Here is a 17,404-nt window from a genome sequence, read left to right as displayed (position 1 = left end):
ATGACACTGGAAACGCTCACCGTAGAACGTAACGGCATTATCGCTACCGAGGGTGACAGGCAGCAGGCGATGCTGCCCTCATCCTGCCCGCAAAATCATGCGGCTAACCTGCTGCCGCTGCCGGATGGCGATGTGCTGTGCGTATGGTTTGGCGGTACTCAGGAAGGGATCGCCGATATTTCTGTCTGGTGCTCACGCCTGGAGAAAGGGAGCGAGCGCTGGTCCGACGCGGTAAAACTCTCGGACGACCCGACCCGCTCGGAGCAGAACCCGGTACTGTTCCTCGCCCCGGACAACGTGCTGTGGCTGCTGTACACCGCGCAAAAGTCCGGCAATCAGGATACGGCAATTGTGCGCTACCGCCAGTCAATGGACTTCGGCCAGAGCTGGGGACCGATTGCCACGCTGCTCGACCAGCCCGGCACCTTTATCCGTCAGCCAGTAGTCGTGCTGGCTAACGGCGACTGGCTGCTGCCGGTGTTCTACTGCCGTACCCAACCGGGTGAAAAATGGGTGGGCAATAATGACGACAGCGCGGTGAAAATCTCGCGGGATAAAGGCAAAAGCTGGCACGATGTGGCCGTGCCGGACAGCACCGGCTGCGTCCATATGAATATTACGCTGCTGAAAGATGGCTCGCTGCTGGCGCTGTATCGTAGCCGCTGGGCAGATCATATCTATCAAAGCCGGTCCGACGACGGCGGGCAAAGCTGGTCCGCCCCACAGGCCACCGAACTGCCAAACAATAACTCGTCGATTCAGGTGACCACGCTGGCGAACGGTGACCTGGCGTTGGTGTTTAACGCCATGAGTGCCGAAGGGGCCAGCGAACGCCGCACCTCACTGTATGACGAAATTGAAGATGAAGAGGATGACGTGGCGGTCGCCGCCGAACCGGTGATCCACAGCGGTAAAACCGCCTTCTGGGGAGCACCACGAGCCCCCATGACGCTGGCGATTTCACGTGATGGCGGAAAAAGCTGGCCGTTCCGGCGTAATCTGGATGAAGGTGACGGCTACTGTATGACGAATAATTCGCAGCAGAAGCTGAACCGTGAGTTCTCCTACCCCAGTATTAAGCAGGGGCTGAACGGGGAACTGCATATTGCCTACACCTATTTCCGCCAGGCGATTAAATATGTGCGTGTGGAAGAGGAATGGGTGACAGGAGATCGCCGATGATCGCCGGTAACCTCAACCATCTGACGCTGGCTACCCTGCCTGCATCGCTGTTTCAACTGCTGGCGCAGCCCGCGCACAGCGTGGCGGCATTGAGTGCGCTGCCCGATGGGCGATGGCAGCCGGAGGGGGCCGCCTGGTTCTGTCATATCGGCTCACAGCAGAGTGCACCAGCGGTCACACGCCATACCGAGTTTCACCGGGAATATCTCGATATTCAGATCGTGCTGACGGGCGAGGAGGTTATCCGCTACGGACTGACCGATGCACGCCCGGCCGGCGGTGAAGAACGTAAAGCGGATCTGTATATCGTCGCCGATCCACAGCTGACGCAGCAGGTCCATCTGCGTCCCGGCGACTTTGTAACGTTTGCACCAGGCGAAGCGCATCAGGCACTGTGCGCCATCGGGCAACCGATGATGGTCCGCAAGGCCGTTTTTAAGATCCCGGTGGGAATGCTGGAGGGCACACTATGAGCCGTCATGCGCTGGTGACCGGCGCCAGTTCAGGCATTGGGGCGGCGATTGTTGATCATCTGTTAGCAAAGGGCTGGCAGGTGACAGGATTAAGCCGCAGCCACATTGAACATGATAACCCGCAGTTTCGGTCTGTCAGCGTGGACCTGTTCGACAATGCCGCGCTGGCCCGGGTACTTGCCGGGATGGAGACACCGCAGGCCATTGTTCACGCGGCCGGGATGATGAAAGCGGCATTGCTGGGGGAGCTGGATGTCACGGCCAGCCAGCAACTGTGGCAGCTGCATATTGCCGTGGCGGAAACGCTGGCCAATACCTTTGTGCCGCATATGCGCAGCGGTGGGCGCATCGTGCTACTGGGCAGCCGCACGTCACGCGGGGCAGCAGGCCGTAGTCAGTATGTCGCCACCAAATCGGCCATGATAGGTATGGTTCGCAGTTGGGCAGCAGAACTGGCACCTCGTGGGCTGACGGCCAATATCGTTGCGCCTGGCGCCACACAGACACCGATGTTGAACAGCCCCGGACGCGAAGGTTCGCCGCCAAAACTGCCACCCATCGGCCGCTTTATTCAGCCGCAGGAAGTTGCCGAACTGGTGGGCTATCTGCTGTCACCTGCCGCCGCCGCCATTACCGGGCAGGAGCTGGTGATGTGCGGTGGAGCATCGTTATAAAACAGGCATGTATTGGCAAGGGCCGGGCATGCCCGGTTCCTGCGGGGCTTCGGCGTAAACGTTAACGCCCCTGTAAAAATTCCCGGTAGGCGGCAATCACGGCCAGAAAGTCTTCCACTCCGCAGAATGACAGACTCTCTTCATCGTAGTAATTCATCCCCTCTTCCATCTCATCGCCTTCAAAGTTGAGCTGGTTTGAACGGATCATCACTTCTTCTTCATCCAGTAACAGCGTGTACTCTTTGCCCACGCGCTGCCACTGACGCACGCTGCCTTTGACGTCTTCGGCAGCGGCTTCGACCTCATCCAGCAGGGTGAGGTCTTCATTCACTTCATCATTAAACCAGTGACCGACGGCTTCATGGCCCATCGTCATGCGAACCTTCACACCACCGGTGATATCTCTTAAAAATTCATATTCCATCGCGCTTTCCTCCCGGCCAGCCTGCTCACAGGCTCAACCACATTTTGCGCGTCTGCCGCGACAATACTGAGCTTTGGCGCGCATTATCGCAGCCCGGCGCGGGAAAAGCAGGAGGTTTTACGTAGCGCTTTCCAATATTGATAACGGAACAGTGAAAATACTGGCCTGTCCGCTTTCCCCCATGGCATGTTCTGCCCGGCACAACGGTAATACCCGTTCACCAGCAACATAAAATTACGTAATCACGGAAAAACAGTTGCTTAAAATTACGTAATTCCGTAAATTCATCAACAGGGAAGAATCGAATGAAAAAGATCTGTTTTCTTGGTAGCTCGTTGAGCGACCTTAAACGCTTTCCCAGGAATGTGATGCATGATGCGGGTTATCAACTCGCTCAGCTACAGGCGGGTGCGACACCCGCAGATTTTAAATCACTGGCTGCTGTTGCCAGTGGGGTGTGGGAATTGCGAATACATGATGGTGACAGCGGGACATTTCGCGTGGTCTACGTGTCAAAGCTCCGCGATGCTATCTATGTACTGCATGCTTTCCATAAGAAAACGCTCAAGACCAGCCCGCAGGATGTGGCACTGGTCCGCCAGCGTTATCAGCAACTGATACAGGAGTTCAGCTCATGATCCAGCGTTTCGACAGTGTCTGGGATGCCCTTGCCGACACCCCGAAAGAGGCCGAACAGCTCAAAGCACGCTCACAATTACTGATGGCGTTGCAGGAAAAAATTGACGGCATGCCGCTCAAAGAGGCCGCCGTACTGCTCGGCGTCACCGTCTCACGTATTTCCGAAATTCGTAGTGGAAAGTTTCATCTTTTCAGTCTGGATAAACTCGTCACACTGCTTGCCAAAGCCGGCTATCAGGTGAAATTCGAGATCGCAGCCATCCACTGAGCACATAAAAAAACCGGGCACATGGCCCGGTTTCTTAGCGCTAACTGAAGATTAAACCGCAGTCTGGAAAATCACGCCGTCGGCTTTGTCGGTGTACTGACTCAACTGGTCGAAGTTCAGATAACGATAGGTGTCCACAGCGGTTTTATCCACCTGGCCCATAAACGTCAGATACTCTTCCGGCGTTGGCAGTTTACCCAGCAGAGAAGCGACTGCGGAGAGCTCAGCAGACGCCAGGTACACATTTGCACCCGTTCCCAGACGGTTCGGGAAGTTACGCGTGGAGGTCGATACCACCGTTGCGCCATCTGCCACACGTGCCTGGTTACCCATGCACAGTGAACAGCCCGGGATCTCAATGCGCGCGCCGCTCTTACCGAATACGCTGTAGTAGCCTTCCTCGGTCAGTTGTGCCGCATCCATCTTGGTTGGCGGAGCCACCCAAAGACGCGTAGGCAGCTGGCCTTTATGCGCATCCAGCAGTTTCCCAGCCGCACGGAAGTGGCCGATGTTGGTCATGCAGGAACCGATAAAGACTTCATCGATTTTTGTGCCCTGCACATCAGACAGCAGACGGGCATCATCCGGGTCATTCGGGGCACACAGAATCGGCTCTTTAATATCTGCCAGATCGATGTCGATCACCGCAGCGTATTCCGCATCCGCATCGCCTTCCAGCAACTGCGGGTCGGCCAGCCATTTTTCCATGCCCTGAACACGACGTTCAAGCGTACGACGATCGCCGTAACCTTCAGAGATCATCCATTTCAGCAGCACGATATTCGAGCTGAGATATTCGATGATCGGCTCTTTATCCAGCTTGATGGTACAGCCGGCTGCGGAGCGCTCTGCTGAAGCATCCGTCAGTTCGAATGCCTGCTCAACTTTCAGTTTCGGCAGGCCTTCGATTTCCAGCACGCGACCTGAGAAGATGTTTTTCTTCCCTTTCTTCTCAACGGTCAACAGGCCAGCTTTAATCGCATACAGTGGGATCGCATGCACCAGATCGCGCAAAGTGATACCCGGCTGCATTTCACCTTTGAAACGCACCAGCACGGACTCTGGCATATCCAGTGGCATAACGCCGGTCGCAGCAGCAAAGGCCACCAGACCTGAACCCGCCGGGAAGGAAATACCAATTGGGAAGCGAGTATGTGAGTCACCGCCTGTACCTACGGTATCCGGCAGTAGCATACGGTTCAGCCAGCTGTGGATTACCCCATCACCCGGACGCAGCGACACGCCGCCACGGTTCATAATGAAGTCAGGCAGCGTATGGTGCGTGGTCACATCGACCGGCTTCGGATAAGCCGCGGTATGGCAGAAGGACTGCATCACCAGGTCTGCAGAGAAACCGAGGCAGGCGAGGTCTTTCAGTTCATCGCGGGTCATTGGACCGGTGGTGTCCTGCGAGCCAACCGAGGTCATTTTCGGTTCGCAGTAGGCACCAGGGCGCACACCGTCAACGCCGCATGCACGGCCGACCATTTTCTGCGCCAGTGAGAAGCCACGGGTACTGGCTGCCACATCTTTCGCCTGCTCGAACACATCACTGTGCGGCAGATTCAGAGATTCGCGGGCTTTGGTGGTCAGGCCACGGCCGATGATCAGTGGAATACGGCCACCAGCACGAACTTCATCCAACAGTACGTTGGTTTTCAGTTCAAAGTTAGCCAGAACTTCGTTGGTGTCGTGATTGCGGACTTCACCTTTATACGGATAGATGTCGATAACATCGCCCATATTCAGACGGTCAACATCGACTTCAATTGGCAGTGCGCCTGCATCTTCCATCGTGTTAAAGAAGATAGGTGCGATTTTACCGCCGAGGCAGACGCCACCGCCCTTCTTGTTCGGCACGTAAGGAATATCGTCGCCCATAAACCACAGCACCGAGTTGGTAGCGGATTTACGCGAAGAACCTGTACCGACCACATCACCAACGTAGGTCAGTGGGAAGCCTTTAGCCTGTAATGCTTCGATCTGTTTGATCGGGCCTACGTTACCAGCATCGTCGGGTTCGATGCCTTCACGGGCGTTTTTCAACATCGCCAGCGCGTGCAGTGGAATATCCGGGCGAGACCATGCATCCGGCGCCGGAGAGAGGTCGTCGGTATTGGTTTCGCCGGTCACTTTGAACACGGTTACGGTGATTTTTTCTGCAAGTTTAGGGCGTTTCAGGAACCATTCAGCATCAGCCCACGACTGAATAATCTTTTTCGCGTGTGGGTTGCCTGCTTTAGATTTTTCTTCGACATCGTAGAAATTGTCGAACATCAGCAGCGTGTGGGACAGCGCTTCAGCGGCAATCGGTGCCAGCTTTTCATCGTCAAGCGCGTCAATCAGCGCATGGATGTTATAACCGCCCTGCATGGTGCCCAGCAGTTTGACTGCCAGTTCAGGAGTAACCAGAGGAGAAGTTGTTTCGCCTTTCGCGACAGCAGCCAGGAAACCCGCTTTGACATACGCCGCTTCGTCAACGCCCGGCGGCACTCGATTGATTAACAGATCGGACAGAAATTCTTCTTCACCCGCTGGAGGGGCTTTTAGCAGTTCAACCAGCGCGGCCATTTGGGAAGCATCTAACGGTTTTGGAACAATCCCCTGGGCAGCACGCTCGGCAACGTGCTTACGGTATTCTTCTAGCACGACGTTCTCCTCGCTCTCATTGTATTTAGCATCCCGGGCTACCTGAGTTCACCGCAAAGTGAAAACCATCCATGTGTAGGGTAAGGTGCCCGGTTCCGCGAGGGCCAGCATAGCAGGATTTCGGTTGCGTGTTAATCCGTTTACAAAAAAGCAACATCAATAGCCTGACAGTTTTTATGGGCAAAAAAGCCTTTTTCCAGCGTTTTTAGCTGCTTTTTTAACATGACCATATTGGATGTTCTTCACTTGCGACTAAAAAACCGCATTCCTGCCGCACAGCAATCTCCCGCTACTACCTGTGGAAATAAATGCAGCTTATTTTAAACAGCGGTTCGATGACTTATGGAGAGGGGCACACAGGGGATATTTTTTGCGGGGAGAAAAACAAAAAAAGCCGCACTTGGCGGCTTTTTTATCACTAACACATCACTGCTCAGGCTAATGCCCTCATCGCTGTCGTCGGTGTTAGCGAGATTATCGCAAATTACAGAGCGATAACGTTTACAGCTGATGGACCTTTAGCGCCGTTCTCGATAGAGAACTCAACTTTCTGGCCTTCATCTAAGGTTTTGAAATCGCTGCTCTGGATAGCAGAGAAATGTACGAATACATCTTTGCTGCCGTCTGCTGGAGTGATGAAACCGAAGCCTTTATCAGCGTTAAACCATTTTACTAAACCAGTCATTTTGTTAGACATAGATATTTCCTTTCAATTTTTGAGCCACTTAACATGGCGAACATGGCCTGTTCATCAGATTTAAACTTATGGGCACTTAGGAGGAGGCTCTCGATGAAGGGATATCTTTGATAACACTTGTACTGAGGACTGCTTTACTAAAACTGCTTTCATAAGGTCTGTATTCCAAACCGATGAGGCATAGTAGACCGGATAAGACTCAACAAGCAAGGATTCATTTCACTTATATTTTTTGAACTTTATGGTTCACGTCTGGTCAGCGGGTTGTACTGAAGGATAAGTGCTCATGTGGGTGAGCTCATGAAAATGTCACCAGGCTTAAATGATAAAAGCCCTGACAGAGATTGCCAGGGCTTTTAAGGTACTGCTAACTCAAACTTTAACATTAATGAACTTAACGAGTAATGACTTCTATTAGTACTTCGTCAAATGTACGTGTTTATTACGGATAGTATAAGTGACTAAGATTCTAGCTTACCTCCATAAATGACAGTTAACATCATCATGCCTGTCGAAAGACATGGCCGGTTAAACAAGTACACACCCAACGCGACGTAGACTCTTTGATACGTGGCTTGACTTCCATTGTGACTTATTAACACACATCACAACATTCGGACTCGCTTATATCGGTAAAACATAGCCTTATGTCATCGCGCTTACGTTCCCACCCTGCGATTTCGCAACTGACTGCGTGGCCTTAAGCATCATCGAAGCGAGTGGATAACAATAACTAAACTCACAACGACTCTCCCATACAAAAATACTTCGTGACCTTCATCGCAAAATAAACATTAAACTTTATCTGACACAACCCGGTAATATTCCCGTGCTGTGAGTTCTAATCTACTGCTTTAAAAACAAGAGTCAATACTGTTTTTAATGCCATGTGATTATTATCAGTGTTTATCACCTCAATTGTCAGGCAGGGAGAAAATCTGGTGATATAAACGCCAGCTGTCCGCCAAACCGGGTAGAAATCATTATAAATGGGCAAAAAAACAAGGTAAAAATCAATATCCATGCCAAGAAAGCCATTACTCGAAAATAATTTAGGCTACGTTCAACTTTTTCCTGCATTTATTTTTAACATGCACATGCTTCAGTCAACGCGTGGCCCTTCAGGATTGCCAAACAGCAAACGCTGCGCCCACGGGTGACATTATCGACATGATAATGCTTAGCGGGGTAAATCGCTTTCCACCAGCGTAAGCTCCTGTGCCGTATAGCGTTCACCGATAATATTCTCCGCCGCAAACAAACGATCGAGCAGTGCCAGGTCATCCTCTGCCAGACGGATATCGACGGCACGGCAGTTATCTTCCAGATGGGGAATTTTGCTGGCACCTGGAACAGGCACAATGTTCTCACCTTTCGCCAGTACCCAGGCCAGCGCCATCTGCGCCGCGCTACAGCTATAGCCGTAAGCCACGTCTTTTAGCTGCTCGACTAACAAAAGATTGTGGGCCAGCGCCTCTTTCTGGAAACGCGGCAGATAATGACGGAAATCATCGGCTGCCAACACGGGAAGCTTTCCTGAAAGGAAACCTCGGCCCAATGGACTGTAAGGGACAAAACCGATGCCAAGTTGACGACAGGTTGAGAGCAAGCAGTGTTCAGGCTCACGTGACCACAACGAATACTCACTCTGCACGGCGGTAATGGGATGCACCGCATGTGCACGCTGTAATGTTTCGCTGGAAATTTCTGACAAACCCAGGTGCAGAACTTTCCCCTCACGTACCAGGTCGGCCATTGTTCCCACCACGTCCTCCACTGCTACGCTCGGGTCGAGGCGGTGTTGATAGTAGAGGTCAATCACTTCTACCCCCAGACGCTGTAAGGATGCCTCTACCGAGGCACGAATATTTTCAGGCTGGCTGTTCACGCCTTTAATACGTTCCCAGCCTTCCCCCTCATTCGTGATATGAAAACCAAATTTGGTAGCGACCTTTACTTTACCCGCGTGGCCTTTCAGTGTTTTTCCAATCAGAGACTCGTTGGTGAACGGCCCGTAAACTTCCGCAGTATCAAGGAAATCTATGCCCAGATCGAAGGCGCGATGCAGCGTTTTGATCATCTGCTGTTCATCGCCCGGCTGCCCGTAGGCAAAACTCATTCCCATGCATCCCAGACCGAGAGCGGAAACGTGAAAATGTTCACTGCCTAATGTTCTTTGTTTCATCATTTTTATCCCGTTGATTAGCGACAATGTCGTTATACTTTCCCCGGTTAAAATCAACAATTGACGCTAATTAAGCGCTTTAATGAAAAATAATCATCAATATGAAAAATCGCACTACGCTACAGGAATTAGAGATTTTCGCTGCCATCGCCCGCCATCTCAATTTCCGCAAGGCGGCGGAGGAGCGTAATGTCACACCTTCGACGTTGAGTCATACCCTCACAAATCTGGAGCAGCGTATCGGTTTGCGGCTCCTGAACCGCACCACGCGCAGCGTATCGTTAACTGAGGCGGGTCGTGCTTTTGTGTCGCGTATTGAACCGGCACTGGTCGATTTGTCCAGTGCGGTGGATGAGTTGAACACCTGGCGTGCCGATCCACGAGGCACACTGCGTCTCAATATGCCGCGCAATGCGGAAGCCCTTGCTCTGCACCCTGTATTGCTGCCGTTCCGCCAGCAGTACCCCGACATTGCCCTGGAGATAGCCACCAGCGATGGCTTTGTGAACATTGTGGAAGAGGGTTTTGATGCCGGTGTACGTTTTGGCAACGTCATTCCGCAGGATATGGTGGCGATCCCCTTCGGCATGCCCGTCACTGGCGCAGTGATTGCCAGCCCGGCGTTTGTTGCCCATCACGGTGCGCCGCAGCATCCGGATGAACTGCCAGACTATCCCTGTATCCAGCGGCGTTTTCCCAGCGGAATGCAATATAAATGGGAGTTCCAGGTGCAGAGCAAATTGAAGGAGATTGCGGTCAACGGCAATCTGACACTGGATAACGATCAGATGATGATTAAGGCCGCACAAGCCGGGGCCGGCATCGCCTTTGTGCTGCGCAACCTGAGTGAAAGCGCGCTGGCAAGCGGGGAACTGGTGGAGCTGCTGACTGACTATGTGGCGCCAGCTGAAAGTTTCTGGCTCTATTACCCCAGCCGTAAATACCACTCCGCCGCGATGCGCTGCTTTATTGAGTGGGTACAACAGGCCAATCGCGGCGTGATACACTCAAATTCCTTGCTGAATCACGCTGAGCCACGATGAATAGCGAACAACCGAATACGCAACTGGTCCGCTGCGACCGCCCCATCCCACACGTTGCGCGCCTGACGCTCCACCGCCCCGCCGCGCGTAATGCCTATAATGCCGTCATGATCAGCGAGCTGGAACAGTGCCTGAACTGGTGCGAACAGCAGGCCGATATCCGCACCGTTATCCTTACTGGCAGCGGAACCGTGTTTTGCGGTGGGGCCGATCTACAGGAGGCCTTTACCGACGGTGGCAAAGGCCTGATCAATTCGCACGGTGGGTTTAACCCGTTGCAACATCTGCCACGGCGCAAAATCTGGATAGCGGCACTGAATGGTCATGCCTTTGGTGGTGGACTGGAACTGGCGCTGGAATGTGATTTTATTATTGCCGCTGAGCAGGTGAAAATTGCGCTACCCGAAGTGAAGCATGGCCTGCTGCCGCTTGGCGGGGCCATCGGCCAACTGGCAACACGGCTGCCTGCGAGCGTTGCACGAGAGATGCTGCTTATTGGTGAGCCCATGGACGCTCAGCGTGCGCTGGCGCTGGGCCTGTTTTACCAGGTGACCACAGCGGAAGACCTTTTGGAAAATACACTGACGCTGGCTGCCAGCCTTAACCGCAACGCACCGCTGGCCGTTCAAGCCTGTAACGCCCTGCTGAAAGCAGCCCACGCCCAGGATCTTTGTCAAATCAGCGCTGCAGAATTGCAGCAGCTCCAGGCGAGCCTGGATTATCAGGAAAGTCTGCTCGCCTTCAGCGAAAAGCGCGCTCCGCAGTGGCGCGGAAAATAGGTTTAAAGCCGCACGGCTTTAAATAACGCACTTAATCCCAGCCCTCCGGCGATGCCCAACATCGCCAGACCAAAGCCGCCACTGTGCGGCTGGCCCAGAAGCTGGCTGAACAGACGCGTTACCATTATCGCACCTGATGCGCCATAAGGATGCCCCAGAGCAATAGCGCCGCCCTGGCGGTTAATCCGCATCTCATCAATATGCAAAGCATCAACAGACCCCAGAACCTGGGCAGCAAAAGCTTCGTTAAACTCAATGACGTTGACCTGATCCAGCGTCAGACCCGGCTGGCGCGCCAGCAGTTTCTGCGTGGCGGGCACCGGCCCGAGGCCCAGAAGATTGGGATCGACGCCTGCGCTGCAGGCATCCGCAAACAGCAGTCCTTCGGTAAAACCACTGGCACGTGCCCTGCGGCGGCTCATCACCAGAAGCAACGATGCGCCATCATTCAGCGGGCAACAGTTGCCCGCCGTTACTGTTCCGTCAGCGGCAAACACCGGCGACAATGCCGAGAGCTTAGCCAGCGAGGTGTCGGCACGCGGACACTCATCGTTCTCCACCAGACGCCCCCTGACGCTAACCGGGACAATCTCTTGCCGAAATGCCCCCTGCTGCTGTGCCGCCAGCGCACGCTGATGGCTGCGCAGGGCAAACTGATCCTGACGCTCCCGGCTGATGCCACACTGGCGCGCCACATTCTCGGCCGCCATGCCCATCTCCGGGTCACCGATATCATCCGGTGAAAACTGTGCTCGCCCGTAGAAACGCGGCATCTGTTTCAGCGATGCGGGTTTTTCCACGCGCCACGGTGCAGTACTGACACTTTCAACGCCGCCCGCCAGATAACACTCCCCTGCTCTGGCCTGCACCAGACGGCAGGCATTAATCACCGCTTCCAGCCCGGAACCACACTGGCGATCCACCGTGACGGCAGGAACAGAGAGCGGCAAGCCCGCCGTCAGCGCTGCCAGCCGGGCAATATTGCCGCCGCCGCCCGTCGCATTACCGATAATCACTTCATCAATCGCGGTAAACCCCGCTGGCAGGGTCGCCATGATCTGCTCAAACAGCGGTGTCAGCAGCTCGGCCATTGGCACACCGTCAAAGATGCCATAAGCTCTGCCAACCGGAGTACGTCGTGCAGCGACGATCACTGGCTGCCAGTCATCCTCAGGCTGGTAATTCAGTAAGCTCTTTGCTGCTGCCATGTTGTGCGATCCTTTTTTCCAGCTCGGTGCGTTTTATTTTACCGCTCGGCGTCAGTGGCCAGTGTGTAATATGATAAAACTGGCGCGGAATTTTATATTTCGCCAGCAGTGAGCGACAACGTTGTGATAACTGTGTCAGTTCTTCTGGTGCGCCCTCAACAATAGCGACCATTTTCTTACCCAGATAATCATCATCAACCGCAATCACTACGGCTTCAATAATTCCCGGCAATGATTTAATCGCTGACTCTATTTCAGAGAGATAAATATTATTGCCACCGCTGAGGATCATATTTCCCCGACGGCCAATGACATGCAGGCGATCATCATCATCGAGATAACCGATATCAGCCACGGTCGCCGTTGACTGATCTTTTACAAAGGCGCTGCCGTCATCGCCCCACAAATAACGGTCGATAATTTGTTCGCTGGTAATATAAATGGTGCCCGGCTGGTTCGCGGGAAGAACCTCACCCTGATCATTACGGATGCTAATCTCCACGCCGGGAAACGCCTGGCCGACCGTTGCCAGCGATGCGCTGATATCGGCATCCTCCAGGGTGGAAACGGCAATAAAGCCCAGCTCTGAGGCGCCGTAATATTCCTGCATTCGCGCGGCGGGAAACAGTGTCCGCGCCTGACGGTAGTGATTCAGCTCCAGCTTGGCACCCGCGCTTAACAGGCGCTGGAGGCTGGGATATGCGCTGCCTTTTGCCACACGGGCAAACCCGGCGATCATCGTGGGAACGACCACCAACCGTTCGATCTGTCGCTGCGCAATCAATGCCAGCGCCGCCGCAGGCTGCCACTGCCCGGGGCTGTAAAAGGTCCCTCCGGCGTACAGCGTTTCATTCAGGCAGTAAAGACCAATACCGTGAGAGAGGGGACCGGGAAACAGCGTTGAGGGGGCATGTTTTAATCCAAAGAGCGCTTCACCGTTTTCAAAACTACAGCGCCAGGATCGTCGCGATCGGATAAAGGCTTTCGGCAGACTGGTGGTGCCGGAGGTAAAGTTGATCAGAAACGGCGTGTCGGCCTGCATACCGGCGGTAAATGCGGGATCTTCTGGCAGAACACATGGTGCGGTTTCGCTATCGACGGCCAGCCAGCGGATCGCCAGCTGCTCGGCCTGTGCGATCAGCGCCCGATCCTCTGCTTTCAGCAGCAACAGATCCGGCGCCAGCCGTTGCAGCATATCGTGGCGTTGTTCAACTGGCACCTGAGGATCGATAATCGCCGCCGTAAAAGGCTGCGCAGTGGCCGCCAGCCAGGCAACGGGGAAGGTAATATCGTTACCGATGGCTATTGCTACAGTGCGGTTTTCACTAGTGGAAGGTATCCTGCACAGCTGCTGGTACAGCACCTGCGCACGCTGCCACAGCTGCTGCCAGCTCAGCGTGTAACCTTCAATATCAACGGCGGTCAGGTCGGGATGGTTTTCTGCATGCTGCTTAACTCTGTCGTGAACCGGCATGACGATCAGGCCCCGACAAACGGAAAGTGCCGGGTGAGCGCCTGACGGGCTTCATCCGGGATCGGGCACGGCTTATTATCCGTTGGATTCACACAGACCCAGATGAATTTGCCTTCGGCGCACAGCGTGGTTTTATCATCGAGCATTAAACGGATGGTGAAAATTAAACTGCTGTTACCGATTTTCTCAATCAACACCTGAGGTAACACCACATCATCCACCGACAGCGGATGAGAGAAAGTGGCTTCGCATTTTTTCACGTGGTAGGCCACACCCGCAGTGTGTGGTCGAAATAAAGGCAGAATATCAGCGCGGCGAAACGCATTAACCACGGCATCTTCACAATAGTCTAAATAAACAGAATTATGCACGTGACCGTTTAAATCTATATCGCGCATTGATACGCGAAATGTTTCGCTATTATACTGTTCCTGCATAAAAAACATTAACCTGTCAACCGGACAACACTGAAGAAAATATACCATGAAAGAGACTTTATTCACCAGAGCAGTCGTCCGGGAGTTCGGCAAAATCGGTGAGGTGATGCAGCTTGAACAGAGTCCACTCACAGAGTTAACCGCAGGCCAGGTGCGGGTGAAAATGACCTTCGCCACCATCAACCCCTCTGATATTATTACTATTTCTGGTGCCTATCGTTCACGTATCGCCCTGCCCTTTGTGCCGGGCTTCGAGGGAATGGGCAGAATAAGCCAGAGTAATGAGGCCGGGTTGCCTGTTGGCCAGCGTGTGTTACCCGTTGGCAGCATGGGAGCCTGGCAGCATTATAAGGACAGCGATCCGCAGTGGTGTTTTACGCTGCCAGACTTCGTGACTGACCAGCAGGCGGCGACCAGCTACGTCAATCCAATGACCGCGCTGCTGATGCTGACCGAGGAAATGCATTTCACCCCGGGGATGCGCATTATCATCAATGCGGCGAACTCGGCCATCGGTAAAATGCTGATCCGCATCGCCAATCATCTGGGGCTGAAGCCGATTGCAATTGTGCGTAAAGCAGAGAACCTCGACATCTTCGGCGGGTATGCCACAGAGCAGGTGCTGAACAGCAGCGCACAAGATTATCCACAGGCGCTGGCCGCGTTAGCACAACGCGGCGGCGTAGCGACTATTTTCGACTGCATCGGTGGTGAAGAGTCTCTGGCGCTGGCCCAGGCACTGACGCCGGGTGGGCAGTTTATTCACTATGGCCTGCTGTCTGGTCAGCCGATCCCGGCGACCTTCTGGCGCAGCCGCCCGGATATTCGCTTCTCTAATTTCCATCTGCGTCTGTGGGTGCACGGCCATGAGAAGACGCGGGTTCAACGCAAAATCAATGAGGTGATGGCGCTGATCCGCGACGGCGTGATTGCCACCGAGATTGTCGCCGAATATGCGCTGGAGGAGATCGACCAGGCGGTCAAAGCCGTGCAGTCAGGGGAGTTGAAAGGGAAGATTTTATTGCGGATGTAACCATTATTCCGGGAAAAAACCCGGGCGAGGCTTGCCTCGCCCCTACGCAGATCCCCGTAGGGGGCGGGCATGCCCGCCCCGTTTACAACGTCAGATAAGCCCCCACGCAGATCACCGTAAGGGGTCGGGCATGCCCGACCCGTTTACAACGTCAGATAAGCCCCCACGCAGATTCCCGTAAGGGGTCGGGCATGCCCGCCCCGTTTACAATGTCAGATAAGCCCCCACGCAGATCCCCGTAGGGGTCGGGCATGCCCGACCCGTTTACAATGTCAGATAAGCCCCCACGCAGATTCCCGTAAGGGGTCGGGCATGCCTGCCCCGTTTACAATGTCAGATAAGCCCCCACGCAGATCCCCGTAGGGGGCGGGCATGCCCGCCCCGTTTACAACGTCGGATAAGCCCGGCGCACCGCGCGAATGATCAGCACCGCCAGCACCACTTTGACAATATCGCCCGGCAGGAAGCCCAGTGAACCCAGCGCCGCCTGCTTTAAAGATAACCCGGCCACTGCCGCAATCCACGGAATACCTGCCGAGTAGATCAGCACTACCCCGCCCAACACCAGGAACAGCACCTCTTTAACCAGCGTCAGTGAACGCAGGTTACGCTGATACAGGAAGCCAATCAGTAATGCTGCCAGCGGCCATGCCAGAATAAAGCCACCGCTTGGACCGAGGAAAATCCCTAAACCACCGCGACCGCCCGCCAACAGCGGCAGGCCAATCGCCACCAGCACCACAAACAGCACCAGTGCCAGCGCACCGCGCTTCGCCCCGGCAATGGCACCGGCCAGCATCGGGCCTAAAGTCTGAGCGGTGATCGGCACAGCAATCACCGGCAGACTGAACGCCGGAAACAGACCCAGCGCGGCAGTGATGGCGGCAAACAGCGCAATATAAACAATATCTCGGGTGGACATTAAGATCCTCTCACTTTCTCAGCATCGGTGCGCTCACGGCGCAGTTGGGGGTCATAAGCGCGGGCTTCAAGCGCCGCCGCAATATCATCAGCCATTTTCAGGGTACGAACGATCACCGGAATGGCAATGGCGATCAGGCTGCGATCCAGCCCACGCGCTTTTTGCGCCTCCCGCACTTCAGCAACAATCGCTGCCAGTACCGGAATAAAACGCATCGCCAGCGACAGCGCCAGGCTGACCTTCGCCGGATTGATACGTACATAACGCAGCCAGAACAGGCCTTTCTCCAGGGCGTCAATCATCTCAGTGGTGCGCGTGGTGAGCGTCACCAGCGCCGCCATCAGCATCAGCGCTGCCAGCCGTGCAATCACCAGCACGCCGGACTGCCAATTGACCATCCACCACTGCACGGCAAACAACAGCACCAGTACCCACAGCAGCGGTTTAAGCTGCAACAACATAATACGGGGTGAGATACGCGCCAGTGGATAGAGCAATCCTACCAGCAGCAGAGCCGCCAGCGAGGTTTCCAGCCGGGGGAACACAAACAGCAGCGTGCCCAGTAGCGCCAGCGAAAGGATCTTCAGGCCGGGTGGCAGCCGGTGGATGATCGAATTTCCCGGGACGTAATCGCTTAATATCATGACATCATCCTGACATACTCTTTCAGTGCCACTGCGGGCACGTCATCCATCACCACCTGCCCGTGATCAAACACCAGCACGCGATCGAAATCCTGTAAAAATTCCAGATCGTGAGAGACCACGATCGCCGTCTGATCGAGATCGGCAATCGCCTGCGCAATGCGCCGTTTATTACGCAGATCGAGTAACGTGGTTGGCTCATCAAAGACGATATATTCCGGCTCCATGACCAGCACGCCAGAGATAGCCAGCAGTTGCTTTTGCCCGCCGCTTAACAGATGAGCCGGATGCTGACGCAGATCCTGCATATCATAACGTGCCAGCGCCGCATCGGTGCGTTCGCGGATCACCTGCTTTGACAGCCCAAGGTTTTTCATGCCAAAAGCGAGATCTTCTTCAACCACCGGGAAGACAATCTGGTTGTCCGGATTCTGAAACACGAAGCCGACTTTACGCCGTACCGCTTTCCCCTGCTGACGGGTGTTCAAGCCATCAACCAGCACCTCGCCCTGTTGCGGCAGCAACAGGCCGTTCAGCAAACGGGCAAAGGTACTTTTGCCGCACCCGTTGCTGCCAACAATACCAATGCGCTTTTCTGCGAGTTGCAGAGTGATGTTATCGAGGACCTTACGCTCACCATAAGCATGCGATACCCCTTTCAGTTCCAGCATAA

18 protein-coding genes are annotated in these 17,404 nt (G+C 54.4%); 8 read left to right on the top strand and 10 right to left on the bottom strand.

Going from position 1 to position 17,404, the window contains the following annotated elements; genetic code table 11:
- The 3 genes from WH277_RS25805 to WH277_RS25795 are packed head-to-tail and all read left to right on the top strand — an operon-like array spanning window position 1 to window position 2,329.
- Window positions 1-1,182 (top strand): sialidase family protein, encoded by a 1,182-nt coding sequence (locus WH277_RS25805; protein ID WP_339507333.1) that lies wholly within the window; start codon window positions 1-3, stop codon window positions 1,180-1,182.
- Window positions 1,179-1,655 carry a YhcH/YjgK/YiaL family protein gene (locus tag WH277_RS25800; protein ID WP_133842244.1) on the top strand — a complete coding sequence of 159 codons (477 nt, stop codon included), beginning with the start codon at window positions 1,179-1,181 and terminating at the stop codon, window positions 1,653-1,655. Before WH277_RS25805 ends, WH277_RS25800 begins: the two co-directional genes overlap by 4 nt.
- The gene (locus tag WH277_RS25795; protein WP_339507332.1) at window positions 1,652-2,329 is read left to right on the top strand and encodes an SDR family NAD(P)-dependent oxidoreductase; all 678 of its coding nucleotides are present in this window, start codon (window positions 1,652-1,654) and stop codon (window positions 2,327-2,329) included. The genes WH277_RS25800 and WH277_RS25795 overlap by 4 nt, the downstream gene beginning before the upstream one ends.
- A 61-nt stretch (window positions 2,330-2,390) precedes the next feature.
- On the opposite strand, the gene yacL is transcribed toward WH277_RS25795, so the two are convergent.
- Complete coding sequence (yacL, locus tag WH277_RS25790) at window positions 2,391-2,753, bottom strand: protein YacL (RefSeq protein ID WP_133842246.1); 363 nt, start codon at window positions 2,751-2,753, stop codon at window positions 2,391-2,393.
- A gap of 305 nt (window positions 2,754-3,058) precedes the next feature.
- On the opposite strand from yacL, the gene WH277_RS25785 reads away from it, so the two are divergent.
- On the top strand, window positions 3,059-3,391 hold the full coding sequence (locus WH277_RS25785) for a type II toxin-antitoxin system RelE/ParE family toxin (RefSeq protein WP_159336904.1): 333 nt from the start codon (window positions 3,059-3,061) through the stop codon (window positions 3,389-3,391).
- Window positions 3,388-3,660 carry a helix-turn-helix domain-containing protein gene (locus tag WH277_RS25780; protein ID WP_159336903.1) on the top strand — a complete coding sequence of 91 codons (273 nt, stop codon included), beginning with the start codon at window positions 3,388-3,390 and terminating at the stop codon, window positions 3,658-3,660. The genes WH277_RS25785 and WH277_RS25780 overlap by 4 nt, the downstream gene beginning before the upstream one ends.
- A 51-nt stretch (window positions 3,661-3,711) precedes the next feature.
- On the opposite strand, the gene acnB is transcribed toward WH277_RS25780, so the two are convergent.
- The 3 genes from acnB to WH277_RS25765 form a co-directional block, all read right to left on the bottom strand.
- The gene (acnB, locus tag WH277_RS25775; RefSeq protein WP_133842249.1) at window positions 3,712-6,309 is read right to left on the bottom strand and encodes a bifunctional aconitate hydratase 2/2-methylisocitrate dehydratase; all 2,598 of its coding nucleotides are present in this window, start codon (window positions 6,307-6,309) and stop codon (window positions 3,712-3,714) included.
- Between the two features lie 484 nt (window positions 6,310-6,793).
- Window positions 6,794-7,006, bottom strand: coding sequence for a transcription antiterminator/RNA stability regulator CspE (cspE, locus tag WH277_RS25770; protein WP_133842250.1), 213 nt, complete (start codon window positions 7,004-7,006; stop codon window positions 6,794-6,796).
- A gap of 1,180 nt (window positions 7,007-8,186) precedes the next feature.
- Entirely contained in the window at window positions 8,187-9,191 is a 1,005-nt protein-coding gene (locus tag WH277_RS25765; protein ID WP_339507350.1) for an aldo/keto reductase, read from the bottom strand.
- Between the two features lie 101 nt (window positions 9,192-9,292).
- On the opposite strand from WH277_RS25765, the gene WH277_RS25760 reads away from it, so the two are divergent.
- A complete protein-coding gene (locus tag WH277_RS25760) occupies window positions 9,293-10,234 on the top strand; it encodes a LysR family transcriptional regulator (protein WP_339507331.1) in 942 nt (313 codons plus the stop codon).
- Window positions 10,231-11,013, top strand: a complete 783-nt coding sequence (locus WH277_RS25755) for an enoyl-CoA hydratase/isomerase family protein (protein ID WP_167863212.1) — start codon at window positions 10,231-10,233, stop codon at window positions 11,011-11,013. The genes WH277_RS25760 and WH277_RS25755 overlap by 4 nt, the downstream gene beginning before the upstream one ends.
- A 2-nt stretch (window positions 11,014-11,015) precedes the next feature.
- Here the strand turns inward: WH277_RS25755 and WH277_RS25750 are convergent, their stop codons facing one another.
- Genes WH277_RS25750 through WH277_RS25740 form a run of 3 tightly spaced genes read right to left on the bottom strand, consistent with a single transcriptional unit; the run spans window position 11,016 to window position 14,141 of the window.
- The gene (locus tag WH277_RS25750) at window positions 11,016-12,221 is read right to left on the bottom strand and encodes a thiolase family protein (protein WP_133842253.1); all 1,206 of its coding nucleotides are present in this window, start codon (window positions 12,219-12,221) and stop codon (window positions 11,016-11,018) included.
- On the bottom strand, window positions 12,184-13,695 hold the full coding sequence (locus WH277_RS25745; protein ID WP_339507330.1) for an AMP-binding protein: 1,512 nt from the start codon (window positions 13,693-13,695) through the stop codon (window positions 12,184-12,186). Before WH277_RS25745 ends, WH277_RS25750 begins: the two co-directional genes overlap by 38 nt.
- Window positions 13,696-13,700: 5 nt before the next feature.
- Window positions 13,701-14,141 carry an acyl-CoA thioesterase gene (locus tag WH277_RS25740; RefSeq protein WP_339507329.1) on the bottom strand — a complete coding sequence of 147 codons (441 nt, stop codon included), beginning with the start codon at window positions 14,139-14,141 and terminating at the stop codon, window positions 13,701-13,703.
- 37 nt (window positions 14,142-14,178) lie between these two features.
- Between WH277_RS25740 and WH277_RS25735 the strand changes: the two genes are divergently transcribed.
- A complete protein-coding gene (locus WH277_RS25735; RefSeq protein ID WP_339507328.1) occupies window positions 14,179-15,165 on the top strand; it encodes a zinc-dependent alcohol dehydrogenase family protein in 987 nt (328 codons plus the stop codon).
- Between the two features lie 385 nt (window positions 15,166-15,550).
- Here WH277_RS25735 and WH277_RS25730 read toward each other — a convergent pair whose 3' ends face one another.
- From WH277_RS25730 to WH277_RS25720, 3 genes are read right to left on the bottom strand one after another with little or no spacing between them, the layout of a single operon-like run.
- On the bottom strand, window positions 15,551-16,087 hold the full coding sequence (locus WH277_RS25730) for a biotin transporter BioY (protein ID WP_133842257.1): 537 nt from the start codon (window positions 16,085-16,087) through the stop codon (window positions 15,551-15,553).
- On the bottom strand, window positions 16,087-16,731 hold the full coding sequence (locus WH277_RS25725; protein ID WP_200641623.1) for an energy-coupling factor transporter transmembrane component T family protein: 645 nt from the start codon (window positions 16,729-16,731) through the stop codon (window positions 16,087-16,089). The genes WH277_RS25730 and WH277_RS25725 overlap by 1 nt, the downstream gene beginning before the upstream one ends.
- Window positions 16,728-17,402: an energy-coupling factor ABC transporter ATP-binding protein gene (locus WH277_RS25720; protein WP_200641624.1), complete on the bottom strand. Its 675-nt coding sequence runs from the start codon at window positions 17,400-17,402 to the stop codon at window positions 16,728-16,730. The genes WH277_RS25725 and WH277_RS25720 overlap by 4 nt, the downstream gene beginning before the upstream one ends.
- Window positions 17,403-17,404: the final 2 nt, after the last annotated feature.

It is taken from the genome of Erwinia sp. MYb416, from assembly GCF_037479575.1.
GTDB classification, from domain to species: Bacteria; Pseudomonadota; Gammaproteobacteria; order Enterobacterales; family Enterobacteriaceae; genus Erwinia; species Erwinia rhapontici.
The sequence above is the reverse complement of the archived record's forward strand: the minus strand, read 5'-3'. Positions and strand labels throughout refer to the sequence as shown.

Bases quoted from the DNA above. Each gene is read 5' to 3' on its own strand.
- WH277_RS25720 (WP_200641624.1), bottom strand. From the start codon at position 17,402: ATGCTGGAACTGAAAGGGGTATCGCATGCTTATGGTGAGCGTAAGGTC.
- WH277_RS25795 (WP_339507332.1), top strand. From the start codon at position 1,652: ATGAGCCGTCATGCGCTGGTGACCGGCGCCAGTTCAGGCATTGGGGCG.
- WH277_RS25765 (WP_339507350.1), bottom strand. From the start codon at position 9,191: ATGAAACAAAGAACATTAGGCAGTGAACATTTTCACGTTTCCGCTCTC.
- WH277_RS25760 (WP_339507331.1), top strand. From the start codon at position 9,293: ATGAAAAATCGCACTACGCTACAGGAATTAGAGATTTTCGCTGCCATC.
- WH277_RS25785 (WP_159336904.1), top strand. From the start codon at position 3,059: ATGAAAAAGATCTGTTTTCTTGGTAGCTCGTTGAGCGACCTTAAACGC.
- cspE (WP_133842250.1), bottom strand. From the start codon at position 7,006: ATGTCTAACAAAATGACTGGTTTAGTAAAATGGTTTAACGCTGATAAA.
- yacL (WP_133842246.1), bottom strand. From the start codon at position 2,753: ATGGAATATGAATTTTTAAGAGATATCACCGGTGGTGTGAAGGTTCGC.
- WH277_RS25745 (WP_339507330.1), bottom strand. From the start codon at position 13,695: ATGCCGGTTCACGACAGAGTTAAGCAGCATGCAGAAAACCATCCCGAC.
- WH277_RS25740 (WP_339507329.1), bottom strand. From the start codon at position 14,141: ATGTTTTTTATGCAGGAACAGTATAATAGCGAAACATTTCGCGTATCA.
- WH277_RS25730 (WP_133842257.1), bottom strand. From the start codon at position 16,087: ATGTCCACCCGAGATATTGTTTATATTGCGCTGTTTGCCGCCATCACT.
- WH277_RS25800 (WP_133842244.1), top strand. From the start codon at position 1,179: ATGATCGCCGGTAACCTCAACCATCTGACGCTGGCTACCCTGCCTGCA.
- WH277_RS25735 (WP_339507328.1), top strand. From the start codon at position 14,179: ATGAAAGAGACTTTATTCACCAGAGCAGTCGTCCGGGAGTTCGGCAAA.
- WH277_RS25725 (WP_200641623.1), bottom strand. From the start codon at position 16,731: ATGATATTAAGCGATTACGTCCCGGGAAATTCGATCATCCACCGGCTG.
- WH277_RS25750 (WP_133842253.1), bottom strand. From the start codon at position 12,221: ATGGCAGCAGCAAAGAGCTTACTGAATTACCAGCCTGAGGATGACTGG.
- WH277_RS25805 (WP_339507333.1), top strand. From the start codon at position 1: ATGACACTGGAAACGCTCACCGTAGAACGTAACGGCATTATCGCTACC.
- WH277_RS25755 (WP_167863212.1), top strand. From the start codon at position 10,231: ATGAATAGCGAACAACCGAATACGCAACTGGTCCGCTGCGACCGCCCC.
- WH277_RS25780 (WP_159336903.1), top strand. From the start codon at position 3,388: ATGATCCAGCGTTTCGACAGTGTCTGGGATGCCCTTGCCGACACCCCG.